Source organism: Lysobacter sp. K5869, assembly GCF_018847975.1.
In the GTDB taxonomy this organism is placed as follows: Bacteria; Pseudomonadota; Gammaproteobacteria; order Xanthomonadales; family Xanthomonadaceae; genus Lysobacter.
Genome location: NZ_CP072597.1, coordinates 1,546,519 through 1,563,323, shown reverse-complemented (window position 1 = coordinate 1,563,323; position 16,805 = coordinate 1,546,519). Strand labels below are relative to the sequence as shown.

Sequence of the window (16,805 nt, the reverse complement as noted above, 5' to 3'; positions counted from 1 at the left end):
CCAGCGAGGCCACGCCAGACCCGGGAACCCAACGCCAGCCGTTCATCCGCCGCCGCGCCGCGCGCGCTCGTCGCGTCCGCGCGAAGCGGCAACTGACGAATTTGTCAGCGCAGCGACAGCCTCGCGTATGCGCGCGGCGCCTACAGTGCGACAGCGACGCGTTCGTCCGCCGCGCATCCGCACGCCGCACTGTTGCGGCACGCATACGAATCATTCCACCCGGTACGGCTGCTCGACGGCCGCGCGGCGTGGACACTCCGCACCACCGATCCAGCCGTCGGAACCTCACACGATGTGGATAGTCCAATACGCGCTGAGCCGCCGATACACCATCGGCGTCCTGGCGATCCTGATCCTGCTGTTCGGCGTGCTCTCCGCGCGCAAGATGCCGACCGACATCCTGCCGGAAGTCGGCATTCCCTCGGTCAATCTGGTGTGGACGTATAGCGGCCTGCCTGCCGCCGACGTCGCCGCCAAGATGACCTCGTTCTCCGAGGCGGCGATCCTCAACACCGTCGACGACCTCAAGGAAGTGCGTTCGGAGACGCTCAACGGCGCCAGCATCGTGCGCATCGATTTCCAGCCCACGGTCAGCCTCGACCGCGCGCTGGTGCAGATCACCTCGGTCTCGCAGACGATCCTGCGGCGCATGCCGCCCGGCACTTCCCCGCCGCTGGTGGTGCGCAACAACGTGTCCTCCACGCCGGTACTGCAATTGGTGCTGTCGTCGGATTCGCTGACCGAAGCGCAGCTCTACGACTACGCGCGCCTGCAACTGCGCTCGCAGATCCAAACCATCCCCGGCATCCGCATGACCCTGCCCTACGGCGGCGCGCCGCGGCAGATCATGGTCGATCTCGATCCGGCGCGATTGCAGACCTACGGCCTGACCCCGGCCGACGTCACCGCGGCGCTGGAGCGCGGCAGCCCGACCTTGCCCTCGGGTTCGATCCGCGAAGGCGCGCGCGAGATGCAGATCTCGATCGACACCAGCCCGGCCACGGCCAGCGAGTTCCTGGAAATTCCGGTGGCCTCGCGCGGCGGCACGGTGATCTACGTGCGCGATGTCGCCTCGGTCCGCGACGGCGGCGCGCTGCAGACCAACGTGGCGCGCATGGACGGCTCCAGCGCGGTGTCGGTGGCGCTGATCAAGCTCGGCGGCGCGTCCGCGGTCGAGATCGTGCGCGCGGTGCGCGAGCGCCTGCCCGAGATCGAAGCCTCGGCGCCGCCGGGCACGCGCATCCACGCGATCTTCGATCAGTCGGTATTCGTCGACAACGCGATCGGTTCGATCGAACACGAAGCGGTGCTGGTCGGCCTGTTGGTGGCGCTGGTGGTGCTGGTGTTCATCGGCTCGTGGCGTTCCAGCCTGATCGTGCTCTCGGCGATCCCGCTGGCGCTGCTGGCCTCCGTCGCCATGCTGCATTTGCTCGGCTACACCTTCAACGTCATGACCCTCGGCGGTTTGGCGTTGGCCATCGGCATCCTGGTCGACAACGCCGTGGTCGACGTGGAGAACACCAACCGCAACATCGCGCTCGGCAAGGACGTGCGCACCGCGATCCTGGACAGCGCCAAGGAAGTGGTGTTCCCGGAAATGGTCTCGACCATCTCCATCTGCATCGTGCTCACCCCGATCCTGCTGATGACCGGCCTGTCGGCGTGGGTGTTCACCCCGCTGGCGCTGGCGGTGATCTTCGCGATGCTGGCCTCGTTCCTGCTCTCGCGCACGCTGATCCCAGTGCTGTGCTACCTGCTGCTGCCGGCCGACATCCAAAGCCGCGCCAATCCGCGCTGGGCGCCGGAAAAGCTGCTGCTGGGCATCAACCACAAAGTCGAGCACACCCTGGATTCGCTGCGCGACAAGCACCACGCGCTGCTGGTCAAGCTCGGCCACCACGGCGGCGTGCTCGCCTTGGCCGCACTGCTGGTGTTCGCGCTCGGCGCGGGCGCGGCGATGTCGCTGGGCCGCGAGTACTTCCCGCAGGTCGATGCCGGCCAGTTGCGCCTGCAAGTGCGTTTGCCGACCGGCACGCGCCTGGAGGAAACCGCGGCCAAGCTCAGCGAGATCCAGCGCGAGATCCGCGCGATCATCCCGGCCAACGAACTGCAGACGGTGTACGAACAGATCGGCGTGCCCGACGCGATCAACCTGTCGCTGGTCGACAGCACCGTGGTCGGCTCGTTCGAGGCCGAAATCATGCTGCAGCTGCGCTCTCCGCACGCCAACAGCCACGATTATCTGGTCAAGATCCGCAAGCGCATCGCCGAGCGCTTCCCCGAGGTCAAGCTGTTCGAGCGTCCGCCGGACGCGACCAGCCGCACTCTCGCGGGCTCGGCCGCGGCCGCATTCGAGGTGCGCCTGATCGGCCGCGACGTGCCCGGCAACATGGCCTTGGCGCGCGAGATCGAAAAGCGCCTGCATCAGGTGCCCGGCGCGGTCGATATCTCGCTGCGCCAAGTGCTCGATCTGCCCGAGTATCAGGTCAAGATCGACCGCACCCGCGCCGCCCAGCTCGGCCTCGACCCGCAGCAGGCCGCGCGCGCGGTGCTGGCGGTGCTCGGCTCGGCCGGCACGGTGTCGCCGGTGTACTGGACCGACACCGTCAACGCCATCGCCTACACCGTGCAGGTGCAGGCGCCGATCAACCAGTTGCGCGACATCGACCAACTGATGAACTCGCCGCTGCGCATCGGCGCCAACGGCGAAGCGGTCCTGCTGCGCAACATCGCCACGGTGACGCCGCGCAACGTCCCGGCCAGCATCGCCCGCACCACGCTGGCGCCGACGATCAGCGTCATCGCCAACGTCGAAGGCACCGACCTGGGTTCGGTCTACGACCAGCTCAGCGCGATCACCCAGCAACTCAACGGCCAGCTCAAGCCCGGCAACCGCATCGAGATCGTCGGCCAGGCCGGCGAGATGCAGAACGCCTACGGCGAACTCGCCGCCGGCCTGGTGATGTCGGCGATCCTGGTGTTCCTGGTGCTGGTGGTGAACTTCCAGTCGTGGATCCAGCCGGCCGTCGCCATGTCCGGCCTGCCCATCGCCATCGCCGGCGCCGCCATCGGCCTGTTCGTCACCGGCACGCCGCTGAGCGTGCCGGCGCTGATGGGCGTGATGATGGTGATCGGCGTGTCGACCGCGAACTCGGTGCTGGTCACCAGCTTCGCGCGCGGCCTGATCGCCGACGGTCACGATCCCGAACTGGCCGCGTACGAATCGGCGGCGGTGCGCTTGCGCCCGGTGCTGATGACCGCCAGCGCGATGATCCTCGGCATCATCCCGATGGCGATCGGACTGGGCGACGGCGGCGAGCAGAACGCGCCGCTGGGCCGCGCGGTGATCGGCGGCCTGCTGTTCGGCACGCCGGCCACGCTGATCCTGGTGCCCTCGATCCTCGCCGTCGTCGGCCGCCGCCGCAAACCGGCCGACGCCGACACTGAAGACGCTACCGCCACGAACACCGCCGTCGCCCCGGGCGACGGCGCCCCCGCCGGAGTCAACGCATGAACCGCCTCAATCGAACCCATGCTCCCTTGCTGCGCACCGCGCTGAGCGCCGCGGTCGCCGGCCTCGCGCTGGCCGCGTTGAGCGGCTGCGGCCGCAGCGAAGCCGAAACCGCGCAAGCGCCGGGCACGCCCGAAGTGCTGACCGTGCAAGCCAAGGCCGCCGACGCGGCCTACGACCTGAGCCTGCCTGCGCGCGCGCAGGCCGGCGAATCGGCGGCGTTGTACGCGCGCGCCACCGGCTTCGTCAGCGAACGCAAGGTCGAACTCGGCGACAAGGTCGGCGCCGGGCAAGTGCTGGCGACGATCTCCGCGCCGGAGATCGACCAAGGCGTGCGCGAAGCGCGCGCGGTCGTCGCCCAGACCACGGCCGACGAAGAACTGGCCAAGGTCAACTTCCAGCGCGCCCAGCAGTTGATCGGCACCGGCGCGGTGTCGAAGGAATACTTCAGCGACCGCAAGGGCAATTACGATGTCGCCGTGGCCGCGCGCAACGCCGCGCAGGCGCGGCTGACCTCGGCGCTGGAGCGACAGTCCTTCACCCAGGTGCGCGCGCCGTTCGGCGGCGTGGTGGTGGCGCGCAATATCGAACGCGGCGACCGCGTGGTCGGCGATTCGGCCACCGCGACCGTGCCGATGTTCGAAGTCGCCGTGCTCGACCCGCTGCGCGTGGTGGTGGACGTGCCGCAGAACGTGTCGCTGCAAATCCAGAACGGCTTGCAGGCCGAAGTGACCTTCCCCGAACTGCCGGGGCAAGTGTTCAAGGCCGAAGTCGCGCGCAGCGCCCGCGCGCTCTCGCGCGACGCCGGCGTGATGCGCACCGAACTGCGCCTGCCCAACCCCGACGGCCGCATTCCCGCCGGCATGGTCGGCAGCGCGCGCCTGCACCTGCCGCGCGCGGCGCCGGCGGTGATGCTGCCGGTCTCGACCGTGGTCCAACGCGCCGCGGGTACGCAGATCGCCACAGTCACGCAGGGTTCGACCCTGGCGTATCGCGACGTGACCTTGGGCCGCAACCTCGGCAACGAGATCGAAGTGCTGACCGGAATCGCGCCGGGCGACACCGTGGTGCTGGCGCCGAACGCGTTGTTGGCCGAAGGCAACAAGGTCAGCGCGAAGGCGATGCCGCCGCCGGTCAAGAAGTCGTAAGTCGCGCGGCGTCTCAAACCGTCGCACCGTAGCCGCCGCCCCTGTAGGAGCGGCGCAAGCCGCGACCGCGGCAATGCAGCTACGACGAAACCCACGACGCGAGCGGCGACCCTGCGGTCGCAGCTCGCGCAGCTCCTACAATCGGATCGCGCAACCACCGAAGCCCGTGTAGGAGCGGCGTAAGCCGCGACCGCGCCAATGCAGCTACGACGAAACCCACGACGCGAGCTGCGACCCCGCGGTCGCAGCTCGCGCAGCTCCTACAATCGGATCGCGCAACCGCCGAAGCCGCTGTAGGAGCGACACGAGTCGCGACCGCGACACCGCGCCTGCGACGAAACCAGCCGCCCGCCTCAGCCGTGCAACGCCCTGGCGTGATGCGCGATGTGCTCGCCGATGAACGTCGAGATGAAGTAATAGCTGTGGTCGTACCCCGGCCGCACCCGCAGCTGCAGCGGATGCCCCGCCGCCTCGCACGCCGCGCGCAGCAATTCCGGCTTGAGCTGCGTCGCCAAGAATTCGTCGTCGCCACCCTGATCGATCAACAGCGGCAAGCGCTCCTGTGCCCCCGCCACCAGCGCGGTCGCATCCCACTGCGCCCAGGCCTCGCGATCCTCGCCCAGGTACGCGCCGAACGCCTTCTCGCCCCACGGCGACTGCGACGGCGCGGCGATCGGCGAGAACGCCGACACGCTGCGATAACGTCCCGGATTCTTCAGCGCGATGGTCAACGCGCCGTGCCCGCCCATCGAATGCCCGCTGATCGCGCGCGCGCTGGTGGTCGGAAAATGCGCGTCCACCAGCGCCGGCAACTCGTCGACCACGTAGTCGTACATGCGGTAATGCCCCGCCCACTTCGGCCGGGTCGCATTGAGATAGAAGCCCGCGCCGATGCCCAGGTCGTAGCCTTCGGCATCGGGAATGCCCTCGCCGCGCGGGCTGGTGTCCGGCGTCACCAGGATCACCCCGTGCTCGGCCGCGTACCGCTGCGCGCCAGCCTTGGTGATGAAGTTCTGCTCGGTGCAGGTCAGGCCCGAGAGCCAGTACAGCACCGGGCAATCGCCGCTCTCGGCCTGAGGCGGCAGATACACGCCGAAGCGCATCGCGCAGCCCAGCGTGGTGGCGGTGTGGCTCCAGACTTGCTGGCGGCCGCCGAAGCAGCCGTGGGATTCGATTTTTTCCATGCGCGCCTCGTAGGTCCTTGCCCTCGTTCGCCCTTCGGGCACCTGCTCCCGCAAGCGGGGTGAGGCGCTGCGCCGAACGCCCGAACGCTATGCGTTCGGGCCAGGGCGAGGGCGCCCCTCAGTAGTGGATCACCGTGCGAATCGACTTGCCCTCGTGCATCAAATCGAAGGCCTCGTTGATCCGCTCCAGCGGCAAGGTATGGGTGATGAACGGATCCAAATCGATCTCGCCCTTCATCGCCTGCTCGACCATGCCCGGCAGCTGGGTGCGGCCCTTGACCCCGCCGAACGCGGTGCCGCGCCACACGCGACCGGTCACCAGTTGGAACGGACGCGTCTTGATCTCCTGTCCCGCACCGGCGACGCCGATGATGACCGACTCGCCCCAGCCCTTGTGGCAGCACTCCAGCGCCGAACGCATCACCTCGACGTTGCCGATGCACTCGAAGCTGAAATCCACGCCGCCGTCGGTCATCTCGACCAGCACGTCCTGGATCGGGCGTTCGGAATCCTTCGGATTGACGCAGTCGGTCGCGCCCATCTTCTTGGCCAGCTCGAACTTCGAGGCGTTGGTGTCGACGCCGATGATGCGCCCGGCCTTGGCCTGCACCGCGCCTTGAATCACCGCCAGGCCGATGCCGCCGAGGCCGAACACCGCGACCGTGTCGCCCGGCTGCACCTTGGCGGTGTTGTGGACCGCGCCGATGCCGGTGGTGACGCCGCAACCGAGCAGGCAGACCTTCTCCAGCGGCGCCTCGGGATTGACCACGGCGAGCGAGATTTCCGGCACGACCGTGTATTCGCTGAAGGTGCTGCAGCCCATGTAGTGGTAGATCGGCTGACCTTCGTAGCTGAAACGCGTGGTGCCGTCGGGCATCAGGCCCTTGCCTTGCGTGGCGCGCACGGCCTGACACAGATTGGTCTTGCCCGAGAGACAGAACTTGCACTGGCGGCATTCGGCCGTGTACAGCGGAATCACGTGATCGCCCGGCTTCAGGCCGGTGACGCCCTCTCCGACTTCGACCACCACGCCGCCGCCCTCGTGGCCGAGCACGGCCGGGAACAGACCCTCGGGGTCGTCGCCGCTGAGGGTGAAGGCGTCGGTGTGGCAAACGCCGGTGGCGTGGATGCGCACCAGCACTTCGCCGGCTTTCGGCGGCTGCACGTCGATCTCGACGATCTTGAGCGGTTCGCCGGCGGCGAAGGCGACGGCGGCGCGGCTTTTGATGACCCGGCTCATGGGCAAACTCTCTCCTGTGGCGTCCCGTGTGGCGGGAGGGAAGCGGCCGCGGCGCGCGGCCGCGGTCGTAGGGTGGCGAACGATTACTTCAGATACGAGCGCACCAACGCGGCGATCTCGTCGATGCTGGCCTCGCGTCCGCGGTCTGCGACGGCTTGGCCGAGCTCCTCGCGGATATGGCTTTCCAGCACTTCCGACATCAGCCCGTTGACCGCGCCGCGGATCGCCGCGATCTGCTGCAGCACCGCCGCGCATTCGCTGCCGGCTTCCAGCGCGCGTTCGAGCGCGTCGGTCTGGCCTTTGATGCGGCGCACGCGGGTAAGGACGCGCTTTTTTTCGGCGGGGGTGTGGGGCATGGCGGCCTCCGGGCGGGTGGTGCTGGATACTGGGGGATAGTATCAGATGAGAGGGCGGATGAAGGCGGTCTTGCGGCGTGCGCCGGAAATTGGGGTGGCGCGGTCGCGGCTTGCGCCGCTCCTACAGGGGTTTCATGCAGAACAACCGCCTCCGTACCCGCATGGCCTACCTGTAGGAGCGGCGCAAGCCGCGACCGCGCAAACCAAAAAGCCGGCGCTACGCTCCGGGTGTCGAATACAGACCGCCCAGGAACGGTGACGCTGGCTCGTGCGGGTTCGCGGTCGCGGCTTACGCCGCTCCTACATCGCTCGATCGCGCATACGAAAACGGCGCGCCGAAGCGCGCCGTTCGCGATTGCGCCGTCGAGCCGCGCTCAGCCGGTGTTCTGCACGCCCGCCGCGATGCCGTTGACCGTCGCCACCAAGGCCTGCAGCAAGGCGTCGTCGGGCCGGTCCGCCGCGCGCCAGCGCGCCAGCAAATCCACTTGCAGCAAGCTGATCGGATCGACGTAGGGATTGCGCAGCCGGATCGACTGGCGCAGGCGGTGATCGCCGCGCAGCAATTCGTCGCTGCCCTTGATCGTCAGCACCGCGGCGCGGGTGCGCTCGAATTCGGCGGCGATGCCGGGATGGAAGCGCGCGTGCAGGTCGCCGTCCGGCAACTGCGAAGCGAGCAGCGAGTAGCGCTCGAAGATCGCCGGGTCGGACTTGGCCAGCACCATTTCCAGATCGTCGATCAGGGTGCCGAAGAACGGCCAGTCGCGCGCCATCTCCGCCAGCGCTTCGCGGCCGTGTTCGTCGAGCGCGCGCGCGAGCCCGGTGCCTACGCCGTACCACGCGGTCAGCCCGGCGCGGTTCTGCGACCACGCGAACACCCACGGGATCGCGCGCAGCGAGGAGATGTCGCCGGTACCGGCGCGCTTGGCCGGACGCGAGCCGATGCGCAGGCGCTCGATCACGTCGATCGGCGTGGCCGCGCGGAAGTAGGCCGGGAACTGCGGATCCTCGTGCACCAGCGCGCGGTAGTGCGCGCGCGCGTCGTGCGCGAGTTCGCCGGCGATGCGCCGCCAGCCGGCCTCGCGCGGCTCCGGCGCGCGCGGGCGCAAGGTCGCGCGCAGCACCGCGCCGCTGGTTTGCTCCAGGTTGCGCAGCGCCAGCGCGCGGATGCCGTACTTGCGGTGGATCACCTCGCCCTGCTCGGTCAAACGCAGATAGCCGTCGACCGAACCGCGCGGCGCGGCGATCACCGCGCGCTCGGTCTTGCCGCCGCCGCGGCTGATCGAGCCGCCGCGGCCGTGGAAGAAAGCGATGCGCACGCCGCTGTCGGCGGCCAGCGCGGTCAGCGCGATCTGGGTCTGCTGCAAGGCCCAGCGCGAGGCGACCATGCCGCCGTCCTTGGCGCTGTCGGAGTAACCCAGCATCACCACTTGGCGGTCGCCGCGCGCGCGCAGGTGGCCGCGGTAGACGGGATCGGCGAACAAGGCCCGCAGCGTGTCGGCGGCGGCGTCGAGGTCGTCGACGGTTTCGAACAGCGGCGCCACGTCCAACGGCACCCGGCCCTTGTCGTCGGCGCAGCCGGCGGTGCGCGCCAGCGCCAGCACCGCCAGCGCGTCGGCGGCGCTGCGGCTCATGCTGACGATGTAGGGGCCGAACGCGCGCTCGCCGAAGCGCGGGCGCAATCGCGCCACCGCGCGGAACACTTCCAGCGTCGGTTGCGCGGCGGTCGCGGCGGCGCGCGCGGGCGGCGCGTCGCCGTCGAGCAACCGGTGCAGGCGCGCGGCGCGCGCGGCGACATCGAGCGTCGCCCAATCGGGTTGATCGAGCAGCGCAGCCAAAGCCGCGTCGTGAGTCGCCGAATCCTGGCGCAGATCCAGCCCGGCCAGATGGAAGCCGAAGCATCCCGCGCGCCGGCGCAGGCGCCGCACCGCGAAGCCGCCGGCGCGCGCGCCCTGATGCGCGGCGAGGCTGCGTTCGATCAGCACGATGTCGGCCAGGAACGCGGCGGCGTCGGGATAACCGTGCACGCTTTCGTCCAGCGTCGCCTGCAAGCGCGCCGACATCAGATTGAGCAGGTTGCGGTACGGCATGTCGGCGTGGCGCGGCTTGAGCAGCGCGGCGGCCTTGGGCAGCAGGTAGCGGTAATCCTCGACCCGCGCCAGCACCGCGTCGTCGACGCGCACGCGGTGCACCGATTGGCTCAGCAGTTCGGCCAGCGAAGCCAAGTCGCGGCGGTACGCGGCCAACACCAGCGCGCGCTGGCCGGCCAGGGTCGCGGCAATGGTGTCGGCGCCGACGTTGGGATTGCCGTCCATGTCGCCGCCGACCCACGTGCCGAAACCGAGCACGTCCGGCAACGCGGGCGCGTCGCCGTAGGTTTCGCGCAGCGCTTCCTCGAACACTTCGTAATAGACCGGCAGCACGCGGTAGAGCACGTCGGAAAGATAGAAGCCCACGTGCTCGAATTCGTCGGCGACGCTGGGCTTGGCCGCCGGCGCCTCGGCGGTCTGCCAACTCGCGGTCAGCGCCAGACGGATGCGTTCGCGGTCGGCGCGGCGTTCGGCCGGGGTGCGGCCGCGGTCGATGTCGTCGACCAAGCAGCCGACGATAGTCCGCTCTTTCTCCAACAGCGCGCGCCGCACCGCTTCGGTGGGATGCGCGGTGAACACCGGCTCGATCCGCAGCCGCGGCAGCAGCGCGGCGACTTCCTCGGCGCTGACGCCTTGCCGCGCCAGCGTGGCCAGCGCATCGCGCAGGCCGCCGGGCTGGGCGCCGGCGCCGCTGCGCTCGTAATCGCGGCGGCGGCGGATGCGGTGCACGCGCTCGGCCAGATTGACCGCCTGGAAATAGGTGGCGAAGGCGCGCACCAGGTCGGCGGCCTGCTCCAGATCGATATCGGCCAGCGCCGCGGCCAGCGCGTCGACCGGCTCGCCGGCCTCGCGCCGGCGGATCGCGGCGCGGCGCAGGCGCTCGACCGCGTCGAGAAAGCCGTCGCCGCGCTGTTCGGCGAGGATCTCGCCGACCAGGGCGCCCAAGGTTTTGACGTCCTCGCGCAGCAAGGCGTCGGTGGGGGCGAAGTCGGCGGCGCGTTCGGCGAACTGTTCCGTTGCCCGAAGCGGTGAGTCGCTGGTATCGGTCATGACGTTCATCCGACCAAGGCTAGCGCAGTGGCTTGTGCATTGCAGCAAGCGCGGCGGACGACTTGGTTGCAGTTGAAACCACCGCGGGCCCGGCGCGCGGCGGCCGCGCGCCCGCTCGTGCGCAAGGCATGCGGGCTCGCGTGCGACGGTCGCACGACACGCGCATGACAGCCCGATGGCCTGCGCGCCGCCGATCCGACGACCGACGGCGCGCGCCCCACTGGCGCGCGGCGAGCGCAACGCGGACACTGTCGCACTTTCCGCCGCCCGCCCCGCTCGCAAGGACCGCGTCATGCCGTATCTCGGCCTCGGATTGCACGTCGTCGTCGCCCTGTGTTTCGCCGTGCACGCCGTGCGCAGCGGCCAGGACCGCTACTGGCTGATGATTCTTTTCATGTTCCCGCTGCTGGGCAGCGTCGTGTACGCGTTCGCGATCTGGCTGCCCGAACAGCGCCACAGCCGCCACGGCCGCGCCCTGGTCGGCAACGTGCGGCGCATGCTCGATCCGGGCCGCGAACTGCGCGAGGCGCAGGACGCGTTCGACACCTCCGCCACCACCGACAATCGCCTGCGTCTGGCCGATGCATTGCTCGGCGCCGATCGCGCCGGCGACGCGCTGCCGCTGTACCGCGCCGCGCTCAGCGGCGTGCATCGCGAGGATCCGCACATCCAAGTCAAGCTCGCCCACGCGCTGCTGGAAGCCGGCGAATCCGCGCAGGCGCGGCAACTGCTCGACGAGTTGATCGCCAAGCGCCCGGATTTCCGCTCGCCGGAAGGCCATCTGACCTATGCGCGCGCGGTCGCCGCGCAGGGCGACAAGGCCAAGGCGAAGGAAGAGTTCGAAGCCTTGACCGGCTACAGCAGCGGCTTCGAGGCGCATGCGCGCTACGCCGAATGCCTGATCGGCTGGGGCGAACTCGGCCGCGCGCGCGAGTTGTGCGAGCAAGCGCAGGCCAAGGCGCGGCGCCTGCCGGCGTACGCGCGCAAGATGCATAAGGCGGATTTGGACAAGCTGCGCGAGTTGGATAAGCGGGCGCAGGCGGTGTGAGCGAGCAGGAGATAGCGGATAGGAGTTAGGAGATAGCGAGAGCCGGCTCTTCGCTATCTCCTAACTCCTATCCGCTAACGTCTACTCCAGGTTCTCGCCGGCCAACAACGCCACCACCCACTCGCGGACCCACTGCAAGCGCGCCGCGCCCTCGGCCTCCGGCAACCACGCCAGATACAGGCGCTTCACCGGCGCGGCGCGCGGCGTCGGCAGCGGGATCAGTTCGCCGTTGGCCAGGCGCTCGGCGATCAGGCGCGGATACAGCAGCGCGATGCCCTGCCCCGCCAGCGCCGCGCTGATCGCCGGCATCGGCGAGGACAGGCTCAGTTGCGGCAGCGGCCAGGCCGCGGTGTCGGCACCGAACCACGCCGGCCAGTCCTCGCGCCAGCCGTCGCTGACCACGTGCAGCAGGCGCGCGCCGGGCACCGGGTCGAGCCACCAGCGGTGCGGGTCCAGGCGCGCAAGCAGCGCGGGCGAGGCCACCGGCATCAGCGCTTGCTCGAACAACAGCTCGCCGCGCAAGCCGTGTTCGTGCGGATCGCGATGCATCAGCAAGGCATGCACGCGCGCCTGGGCCAGATCGGCCGGGCCGGCGGGGCAAAACAATTGCAGCTCGAATCCGGCGCGCGCGGAGAACTCTTCGATCCGCGGCAACAGCACGCTCACGCTGAGGCTGGTCGGCGCGCCGAGCAGCAAGCGCCGGCTTTCGTCGCCGCGCAGGCGCAGGCGCGCGGTCGCCGCTTCGATGCGCTCGAAGCCGTCGATCAGCGCTTCGCCGAACTCGCGCCCCAACGGCGTCGGCCGCGCGCGGCCGCCGCTGCGGTCGAGCAGGCGCAGGCCGAAGGCTTCTTCCAGATGCTGGACGTGCTGGCTCAGCGCGGCGTGGCTCAGGTGCAGGCGCTCGGCGGCGCGGCGCATGCCGTCGTGGCGGACCACGGCGGCGAAGGCCTGCAGCGCGCGCAGCGGCGGCAGGCGGCGGGCCGGCGCGTCCGCGCCGGGGCCGGGGCGCTCGGGATCGGGCTTAGTGGTCATTTTTACTTACCACCTTTCTCGATAAACGAGATTTTTCAAAAGGATTCCGGCAGATAGATTTACCACATGTCCACCGCCCCGCTGACCGCCACGGCCCCCGTCGCCTCCCGCCCCCTGTTCCTGCGCGCCGGCCTGATGGCCGCCGCCTCCACCTCGCTGGCCCTGCTCGCCCTGCTCAGCCGCTACACCCGCGGACTGGCGCCGGAGCTGGTGACCTGGGGGCGTTTCATCCTGCCCGCGCTGATCCTCACCGCCTTCGTGCGCGGCCCCGACTGGCGCGCCGCATGGTCGCTGGCCGACCGGCCCGGCTGGGTGCGCGCGCTGTGCGCGGTGATCGCCCAGGTCTGCTTCGTACTCGCCGCCACTCAAGGCGATCTGCTGCAAGCGGTGCTGCTCTACAACACCGGCCCCTTGTTCATTCCCTTGGTCGCGTGGCTGTGGCTCGGCGAACGCCTGCGGCCGGCGACGCTGGCCGGTTTGGCGCTGGGCTTTCTCGGCGTGCTCGCGGTGCTGCGGCCGGGCGCGCGCGGGCTCGATCCGCTGGCGCTGATCGCGCTTACCGGCGGCTTGGCGATGGCGGTGTCGCAGGTGCTGTTCTATCGCAGCGCGCAGCGCCAGCCGCCTTTGCGCAATCAGTTCAAGCTCTACACCCAGGCGTCGTTGCTGAGCCTGCCGCTGGCCGCGTTCGGCGCGATGCACACGCCGTGGAGCGCGGTGCTCGCCGGCACGGCCGCGTCGGAACCGGTGTGGGTGCTGATCCTGGCCTTGCTCGGCATGGCGGCTTGCAGCCTGGGCAATCAGTCGCTGCGCGATCTGGCTTACCGTGGCATGGACAACGCCTCGACTCTGGCGCCGCTGATGTACGTCGCGGTGCCGGTCAGCGCCTTGCTCGACTGGCTGCTGTTCGGCCGCATCGCTGCGCCCTCGGCTTTGTTCGGGGCGGCGCTGATCGTGGCCGGCGCGGTGGCCGCCCTGCGCAGCGGCGCGCGCGCGCCGCGTCCCCCGGCTACGGAACCGTCCGCATGAACACCGCGCTCATCGTCATCGACCCGATCAACGACATCGTCCACCCCGACGGCAAGATCGCCCGCAGCGCCGCGCAAGTGCGCGAGCGCGGCTTGATCGAACGCGTCAACGCCCTATCCCGCCGCGCCCGCGCCGCGCACGCGCCGGTGGTGCTGATCCGCGTCGCCTTCGCGCCCGGCTACGCCGACCTGCCCAAGCGCTCGCCGCTGTTCGGCCGCGCCGCGCAACTGGGCGCGCTGCGCGAAGGCGATTGGGGCACGCGTTTCCACGAGCGCCTGGAGACGGCGAGCGGCGACTGGGCCATCGTCAAACCGCGGGTGAGCGCGTTCTTCGGCACCGCCTTGGAAGCGAGGCTGCGCGCGGCGGGCGTGACCCGGGTGGTGCTGTGCGGAGTCAGCACCGAGACCGGCGTGCAGACCACGGCGCGCGATGCGCACGATCGCGATTTCGAGGTGATCGTCGCGGGCGACGCTTGCGCCAGCGCGGAGGCGCGGGTGCATGAGGCGGCGTTGGAGATGTTGGGGGCGGTGGCGCGGGTGATGGGATCGGAGCAGATTGCGTTCGATGAGGCGGCGCAGTAAGCAGCGCGCTGCTTTGGAGAGCGGAGTCGGGCGTTCTGGTGTGCGATTGCGCTCAGCGTCGGAGTTCGATCGCAACGAGCCCTCTTTACCGAAGCCGCCCGTAGAAGCCGCCCGCAAACCAGCAACCTTCAGCTCCGTCATTCCGGCGAAAGCCGGAATCCATTTTGATCTTGCCGTTGCCGTTGCAATTGCTGTTGCTCTTCGCTTGGACGCATCCCCACCCGAGGCCCACGCCCCAAAGCCCCGGAGGGCGCGCGCATGGATGCGCGCGTGCGCCGTAGGGGCATGGATGCCCCTTACGGCGCAGCCCCGCGCCCGGTGCTGGACTTAGTGGCTCTTGATTCGAAAACAAGGAAAGCGCCTTTCTTTGGTTACTTTCTTTGGCAAGACAAAGAAAGTAACTCGGCCGCTTGCGGACGAAAGCTTTAAGCGTTTGATCTTCGCTTGTCGTCGTGCGCTCTTGCGAGAGGAAGCGGAAGCAACATCAAAATGGATTCCGGCTTTCGCCGGAATGACGGTGAGTGGGGTGTTCCGCCGCCGGAATGACGGTGGGCAGGGTGTCCGCCACCTGCGAGAAGCGCAGCTCACACGCCGTCATTCCGGCGAAAGCCGGAACCCATTTTGACTTTGCTGTTGGTTTTGCCTTCAACGCAACAACAAGTGAAGACAAGCTCCAATCCAAAGCGTTCCGTCCGCAAGCGGCCGGGTCACTTTCTTTGTCTTGCCAAAGAAAGTAACCAAAGAAAGGCGCTTTCCTTGTTTTCGAATCAAGAGCCACTAGGGCTCAGCGTTGCGCGGGGCCGCGCCATAAGGGTCATCCTGACCCATGGCGCGCGTGCGCATCCATGCGCACGCCCTCCGGGGCTGCGGGGCGTGGGCTTTGCTCGGAGATACGTCAAAGCGAACGGCAACAGCAACGATTGTTGCTGTCGTGTTGATAGGCAACGCTCGCCGTCGTTGCGTTGCCGCGGTCGCAGCTTGCGCAGCTCCTACAGTCGGAAACGGAACCGGCCGGAGCTCCTGTAGGAGCTGCGCAAGCTGCGACCGCGAAACGCGGCTACGACGAACACATCATCGCCGCCGCGATCCGGCAAGACCTCAGTACGCGAATTCCTTGAACACCCGATCCACATCGCCGCCCCACTCGCCGTGGAACAGCTCGAGCTTGCGCTCCGCCGGGCTCTTGCCCATCGCCACGAACTCCATCAGCGGCTCCAGGTAGATCGATTCGTCGGCGCCGTTGTGGTTCAAGCGCGCGCGGCGCTTCAAGCCGTGCGCGGAAATCTCCAGCGCGCGCCGCGCGAGCGTCAGCACCTTGCCGTCGCGGAACGGCAGGTGCAGGCCATGACGCGGGACGCCGTCGCGCAGCGCGTGACGCTCTTCGGGGGTGAAGTCGAGCACCAGATCCCAAGCCGCGTCCAAGGCTTCGCCGTCGTACAGCAGGCCGACCCAGAACGCCGACAGCGCGCAGATCCGGTTCCACGGGCCCGAGTCGGCGCCGCGCATTTCCAGGTACTTCTTCAGCCGCACTTCCGGGAACGCGGTGGTGGTGTGGTCGGCCCAGTCCTTCAAGGTCGGGCGCTGATCGGGATACGCCGGCAGCTTGGCGTCCAGGTAGTCGCGGAACGACTGGCCGCTGGCATCGATGTAACGGCCGTCGCGGTAGACGAAATACATCGGCACGTCGAGCAGATAGTCGACATAGCGTTCGTAACCGAAGCCGTCCTCGAACACGAAGTCGAGCAAGCCGGTGCGGTCGGGATCGGTGTCGGTCCAGATGTGCGAGCGGTACGAGAGATAGCCGTTGGGCTGGCCTTCCAGGAACGGCGAATCGGCGAACAGCGCGGTCGCGATCGGCTGCAGCGCCAGCGACACGCGGAATTTCTTGACCATGTCCGCTTCGTCGCGCACGTCCAGGTTGACCTGCACGGTGCTGGTGCGGGTCATCATGTCCAGGCCGAGATGACCGACCTTGGGCATGTACTCGCGCATGATCTTGTAGCGGCCCTTGGGCATCCACGGCATGTCCTCGCGCCGCCACTTGGGCTGGAAGCCCATGCCGAGGAACCCCAGCCCCATCGGCTCGGCCACGGTGCGCACTTCGCGCAGATGGGTGGCCGCTTCCACGCAGGTGTCGTGCAGCGTCGCCAGCGGCGCGCCGGACAATTCCAGCTGGCCGGCCGGCTCCAGCGAGACCGAGGCCTGATCGCGGGTCAGCGCGATCACCCGGCCGTTCTCTTCCACCGGCGCCCAGCCGAACTGGGTCAGGCCCTTGAGCAAGGCCTCGATGCCGCGCTCGCCGTCGAAGGTCGGCGGGCGCAGGTCGTCGGTGCGGAAACCGAACTTCTCGTGCTCGGTGCCGATCTTCCAATCCGAATCCGGGCGCGCGCCCGAAGCCAAATAGTCGATCAGCACGGCGCGGCCGCCGCCCTTGACGTCGGGAATCTCGAGATCCTTCACCTGACTGGGACCGGACACATCCACCTCGCTTCGCAGAACTTTCGGGTCGTCGGGACCGGGCGTCGCCGCCACGCCGAGCGCG

The 16,805-nt window shown here is 69.0% G+C and carries 12 protein-coding genes; 5 read left to right on the top strand and 7 right to left on the bottom strand.

All coding sequences use genetic code 11. From position 1 onward, the window contains the following. Window positions 1-292 precede the first annotated feature (292 nt). Together J5226_RS06600 and J5226_RS06595 are read left to right on the top strand one after the other, a co-directional pair. The gene (locus tag J5226_RS06600; protein WP_215839042.1) at window positions 293-3,514 is read left to right on the top strand and encodes an efflux RND transporter permease subunit; all 3,222 of its coding nucleotides are present in this window, start codon (window positions 293-295) and stop codon (window positions 3,512-3,514) included. After that, a complete protein-coding gene (locus tag J5226_RS06595) occupies window positions 3,511-4,659 on the top strand; it encodes an efflux RND transporter periplasmic adaptor subunit (RefSeq protein WP_215839041.1) in 1,149 nt (382 codons plus the stop codon). Before J5226_RS06600 ends, J5226_RS06595 begins: the two co-directional genes overlap by 4 nt. Window positions 4,660-5,012: 353 nt before the next feature. Here J5226_RS06595 and fghA read toward each other — a convergent pair whose 3' ends face one another. The 4 genes from fghA to ppc form a co-directional block, all read right to left on the bottom strand. Then, window positions 5,013-5,843 carry an S-formylglutathione hydrolase gene (fghA, locus tag J5226_RS06590; protein WP_215839040.1) on the bottom strand — a complete coding sequence of 277 codons (831 nt, stop codon included), beginning with the start codon at window positions 5,841-5,843 and terminating at the stop codon, window positions 5,013-5,015. A 118-nt stretch (window positions 5,844-5,961) separates the two neighbouring features. Continuing rightward, complete coding sequence (locus J5226_RS06585) at window positions 5,962-7,071, bottom strand: S-(hydroxymethyl)glutathione dehydrogenase/class III alcohol dehydrogenase (RefSeq protein ID WP_215840342.1); 1,110 nt, start codon at window positions 7,069-7,071, stop codon at window positions 5,962-5,964. A gap of 95 nt (window positions 7,072-7,166) precedes the next feature. After that, complete coding sequence (gene frmR / locus J5226_RS06580) at window positions 7,167-7,439, bottom strand: formaldehyde-responsive transcriptional repressor FrmR (RefSeq protein WP_215839039.1); 273 nt, start codon at window positions 7,437-7,439, stop codon at window positions 7,167-7,169. A gap of 374 nt (window positions 7,440-7,813) precedes the next feature. Further along, window positions 7,814-10,576: a phosphoenolpyruvate carboxylase gene (gene ppc / locus J5226_RS06575; protein ID WP_215839038.1), complete on the bottom strand. Its 2,763-nt coding sequence runs from the start codon at window positions 10,574-10,576 to the stop codon at window positions 7,814-7,816. 292 nt (window positions 10,577-10,868) lie between these two features. Between ppc and J5226_RS06570 the strand changes: the two genes are divergently transcribed. Next, on the top strand, window positions 10,869-11,624 hold the full coding sequence (locus J5226_RS06570; RefSeq protein WP_215839037.1) for a tetratricopeptide repeat protein: 756 nt from the start codon (window positions 10,869-10,871) through the stop codon (window positions 11,622-11,624). Between the two features lie 81 nt (window positions 11,625-11,705). On the opposite strand, the gene J5226_RS06565 is transcribed toward J5226_RS06570, so the two are convergent. Next, on the bottom strand, window positions 11,706-12,656 hold the full coding sequence (locus tag J5226_RS06565; RefSeq protein ID WP_215839036.1) for a LysR family transcriptional regulator: 951 nt from the start codon (window positions 12,654-12,656) through the stop codon (window positions 11,706-11,708). Window positions 12,657-12,722: 66 nt separating this feature from the next. Here J5226_RS06565 and J5226_RS06560 point away from each other — a divergent pair, with 66 nt between their 5' ends. After that, entirely contained in the window at window positions 12,723-13,682 is a 960-nt protein-coding gene (locus J5226_RS06560; RefSeq protein WP_215839035.1) for a DMT family transporter, read from the top strand. After that, window positions 13,679-14,263 carry an isochorismatase family cysteine hydrolase gene (locus tag J5226_RS06555; RefSeq protein ID WP_215839034.1) on the top strand — a complete coding sequence of 195 codons (585 nt, stop codon included), beginning with the start codon at window positions 13,679-13,681 and terminating at the stop codon, window positions 14,261-14,263. The genes J5226_RS06560 and J5226_RS06555 overlap by 4 nt, the downstream gene beginning before the upstream one ends. Window positions 14,264-14,747: 484 nt before the next feature. Here J5226_RS06555 and J5226_RS06550 read toward each other — a convergent pair whose 3' ends face one another. Together J5226_RS06550 and J5226_RS06545 are read right to left on the bottom strand one after the other, a co-directional pair. Beyond that, window positions 14,748-15,041: a hypothetical protein gene (locus tag J5226_RS06550; RefSeq protein WP_215839033.1), complete on the bottom strand. Its 294-nt coding sequence runs from the start codon at window positions 15,039-15,041 to the stop codon at window positions 14,748-14,750. A gap of 320 nt (window positions 15,042-15,361) precedes the next feature. Then, window positions 15,362-16,723, bottom strand: coding sequence for a glutamate--cysteine ligase (locus J5226_RS06545; protein WP_255323091.1), 1,362 nt, complete (start codon window positions 16,721-16,723; stop codon window positions 15,362-15,364). Window positions 16,724-16,805 lie beyond the last annotated feature (82 nt).

What these genes read in the sequence shown, in the direction of transcription:
- J5226_RS06600 (WP_215839042.1), top strand. Translation starts at nt 293, where the DNA reads ATGTGGATAGTCCAATACGCGCTGAGCCGCCGATACACCATCGGCGTC.
- J5226_RS06595 (WP_215839041.1), top strand. Translation starts at nt 3,511, where the DNA reads ATGAACCGCCTCAATCGAACCCATGCTCCCTTGCTGCGCACCGCGCTG.
- fghA (WP_215839040.1), bottom strand. Translation starts at nt 5,843, where the DNA reads ATGGAAAAAATCGAATCCCACGGCTGCTTCGGCGGCCGCCAGCAAGTC.
- frmR (WP_215839039.1), bottom strand. Translation starts at nt 7,439, where the DNA reads ATGCCCCACACCCCCGCCGAAAAAAAGCGCGTCCTTACCCGCGTGCGC.
- ppc (WP_215839038.1), bottom strand. Translation starts at nt 10,576, where the DNA reads ATGACCGATACCAGCGACTCACCGCTTCGGGCAACGGAACAGTTCGCC.
- J5226_RS06570 (WP_215839037.1), top strand. Translation starts at nt 10,869, where the DNA reads ATGCCGTATCTCGGCCTCGGATTGCACGTCGTCGTCGCCCTGTGTTTC.
- J5226_RS06565 (WP_215839036.1), bottom strand. Translation starts at nt 12,656, where the DNA reads ATGACCACTAAGCCCGATCCCGAGCGCCCCGGCCCCGGCGCGGACGCG.
- J5226_RS06560 (WP_215839035.1), top strand. Translation starts at nt 12,723, where the DNA reads ATGTCCACCGCCCCGCTGACCGCCACGGCCCCCGTCGCCTCCCGCCCC.
- J5226_RS06555 (WP_215839034.1), top strand. Translation starts at nt 13,679, where the DNA reads ATGAACACCGCGCTCATCGTCATCGACCCGATCAACGACATCGTCCAC.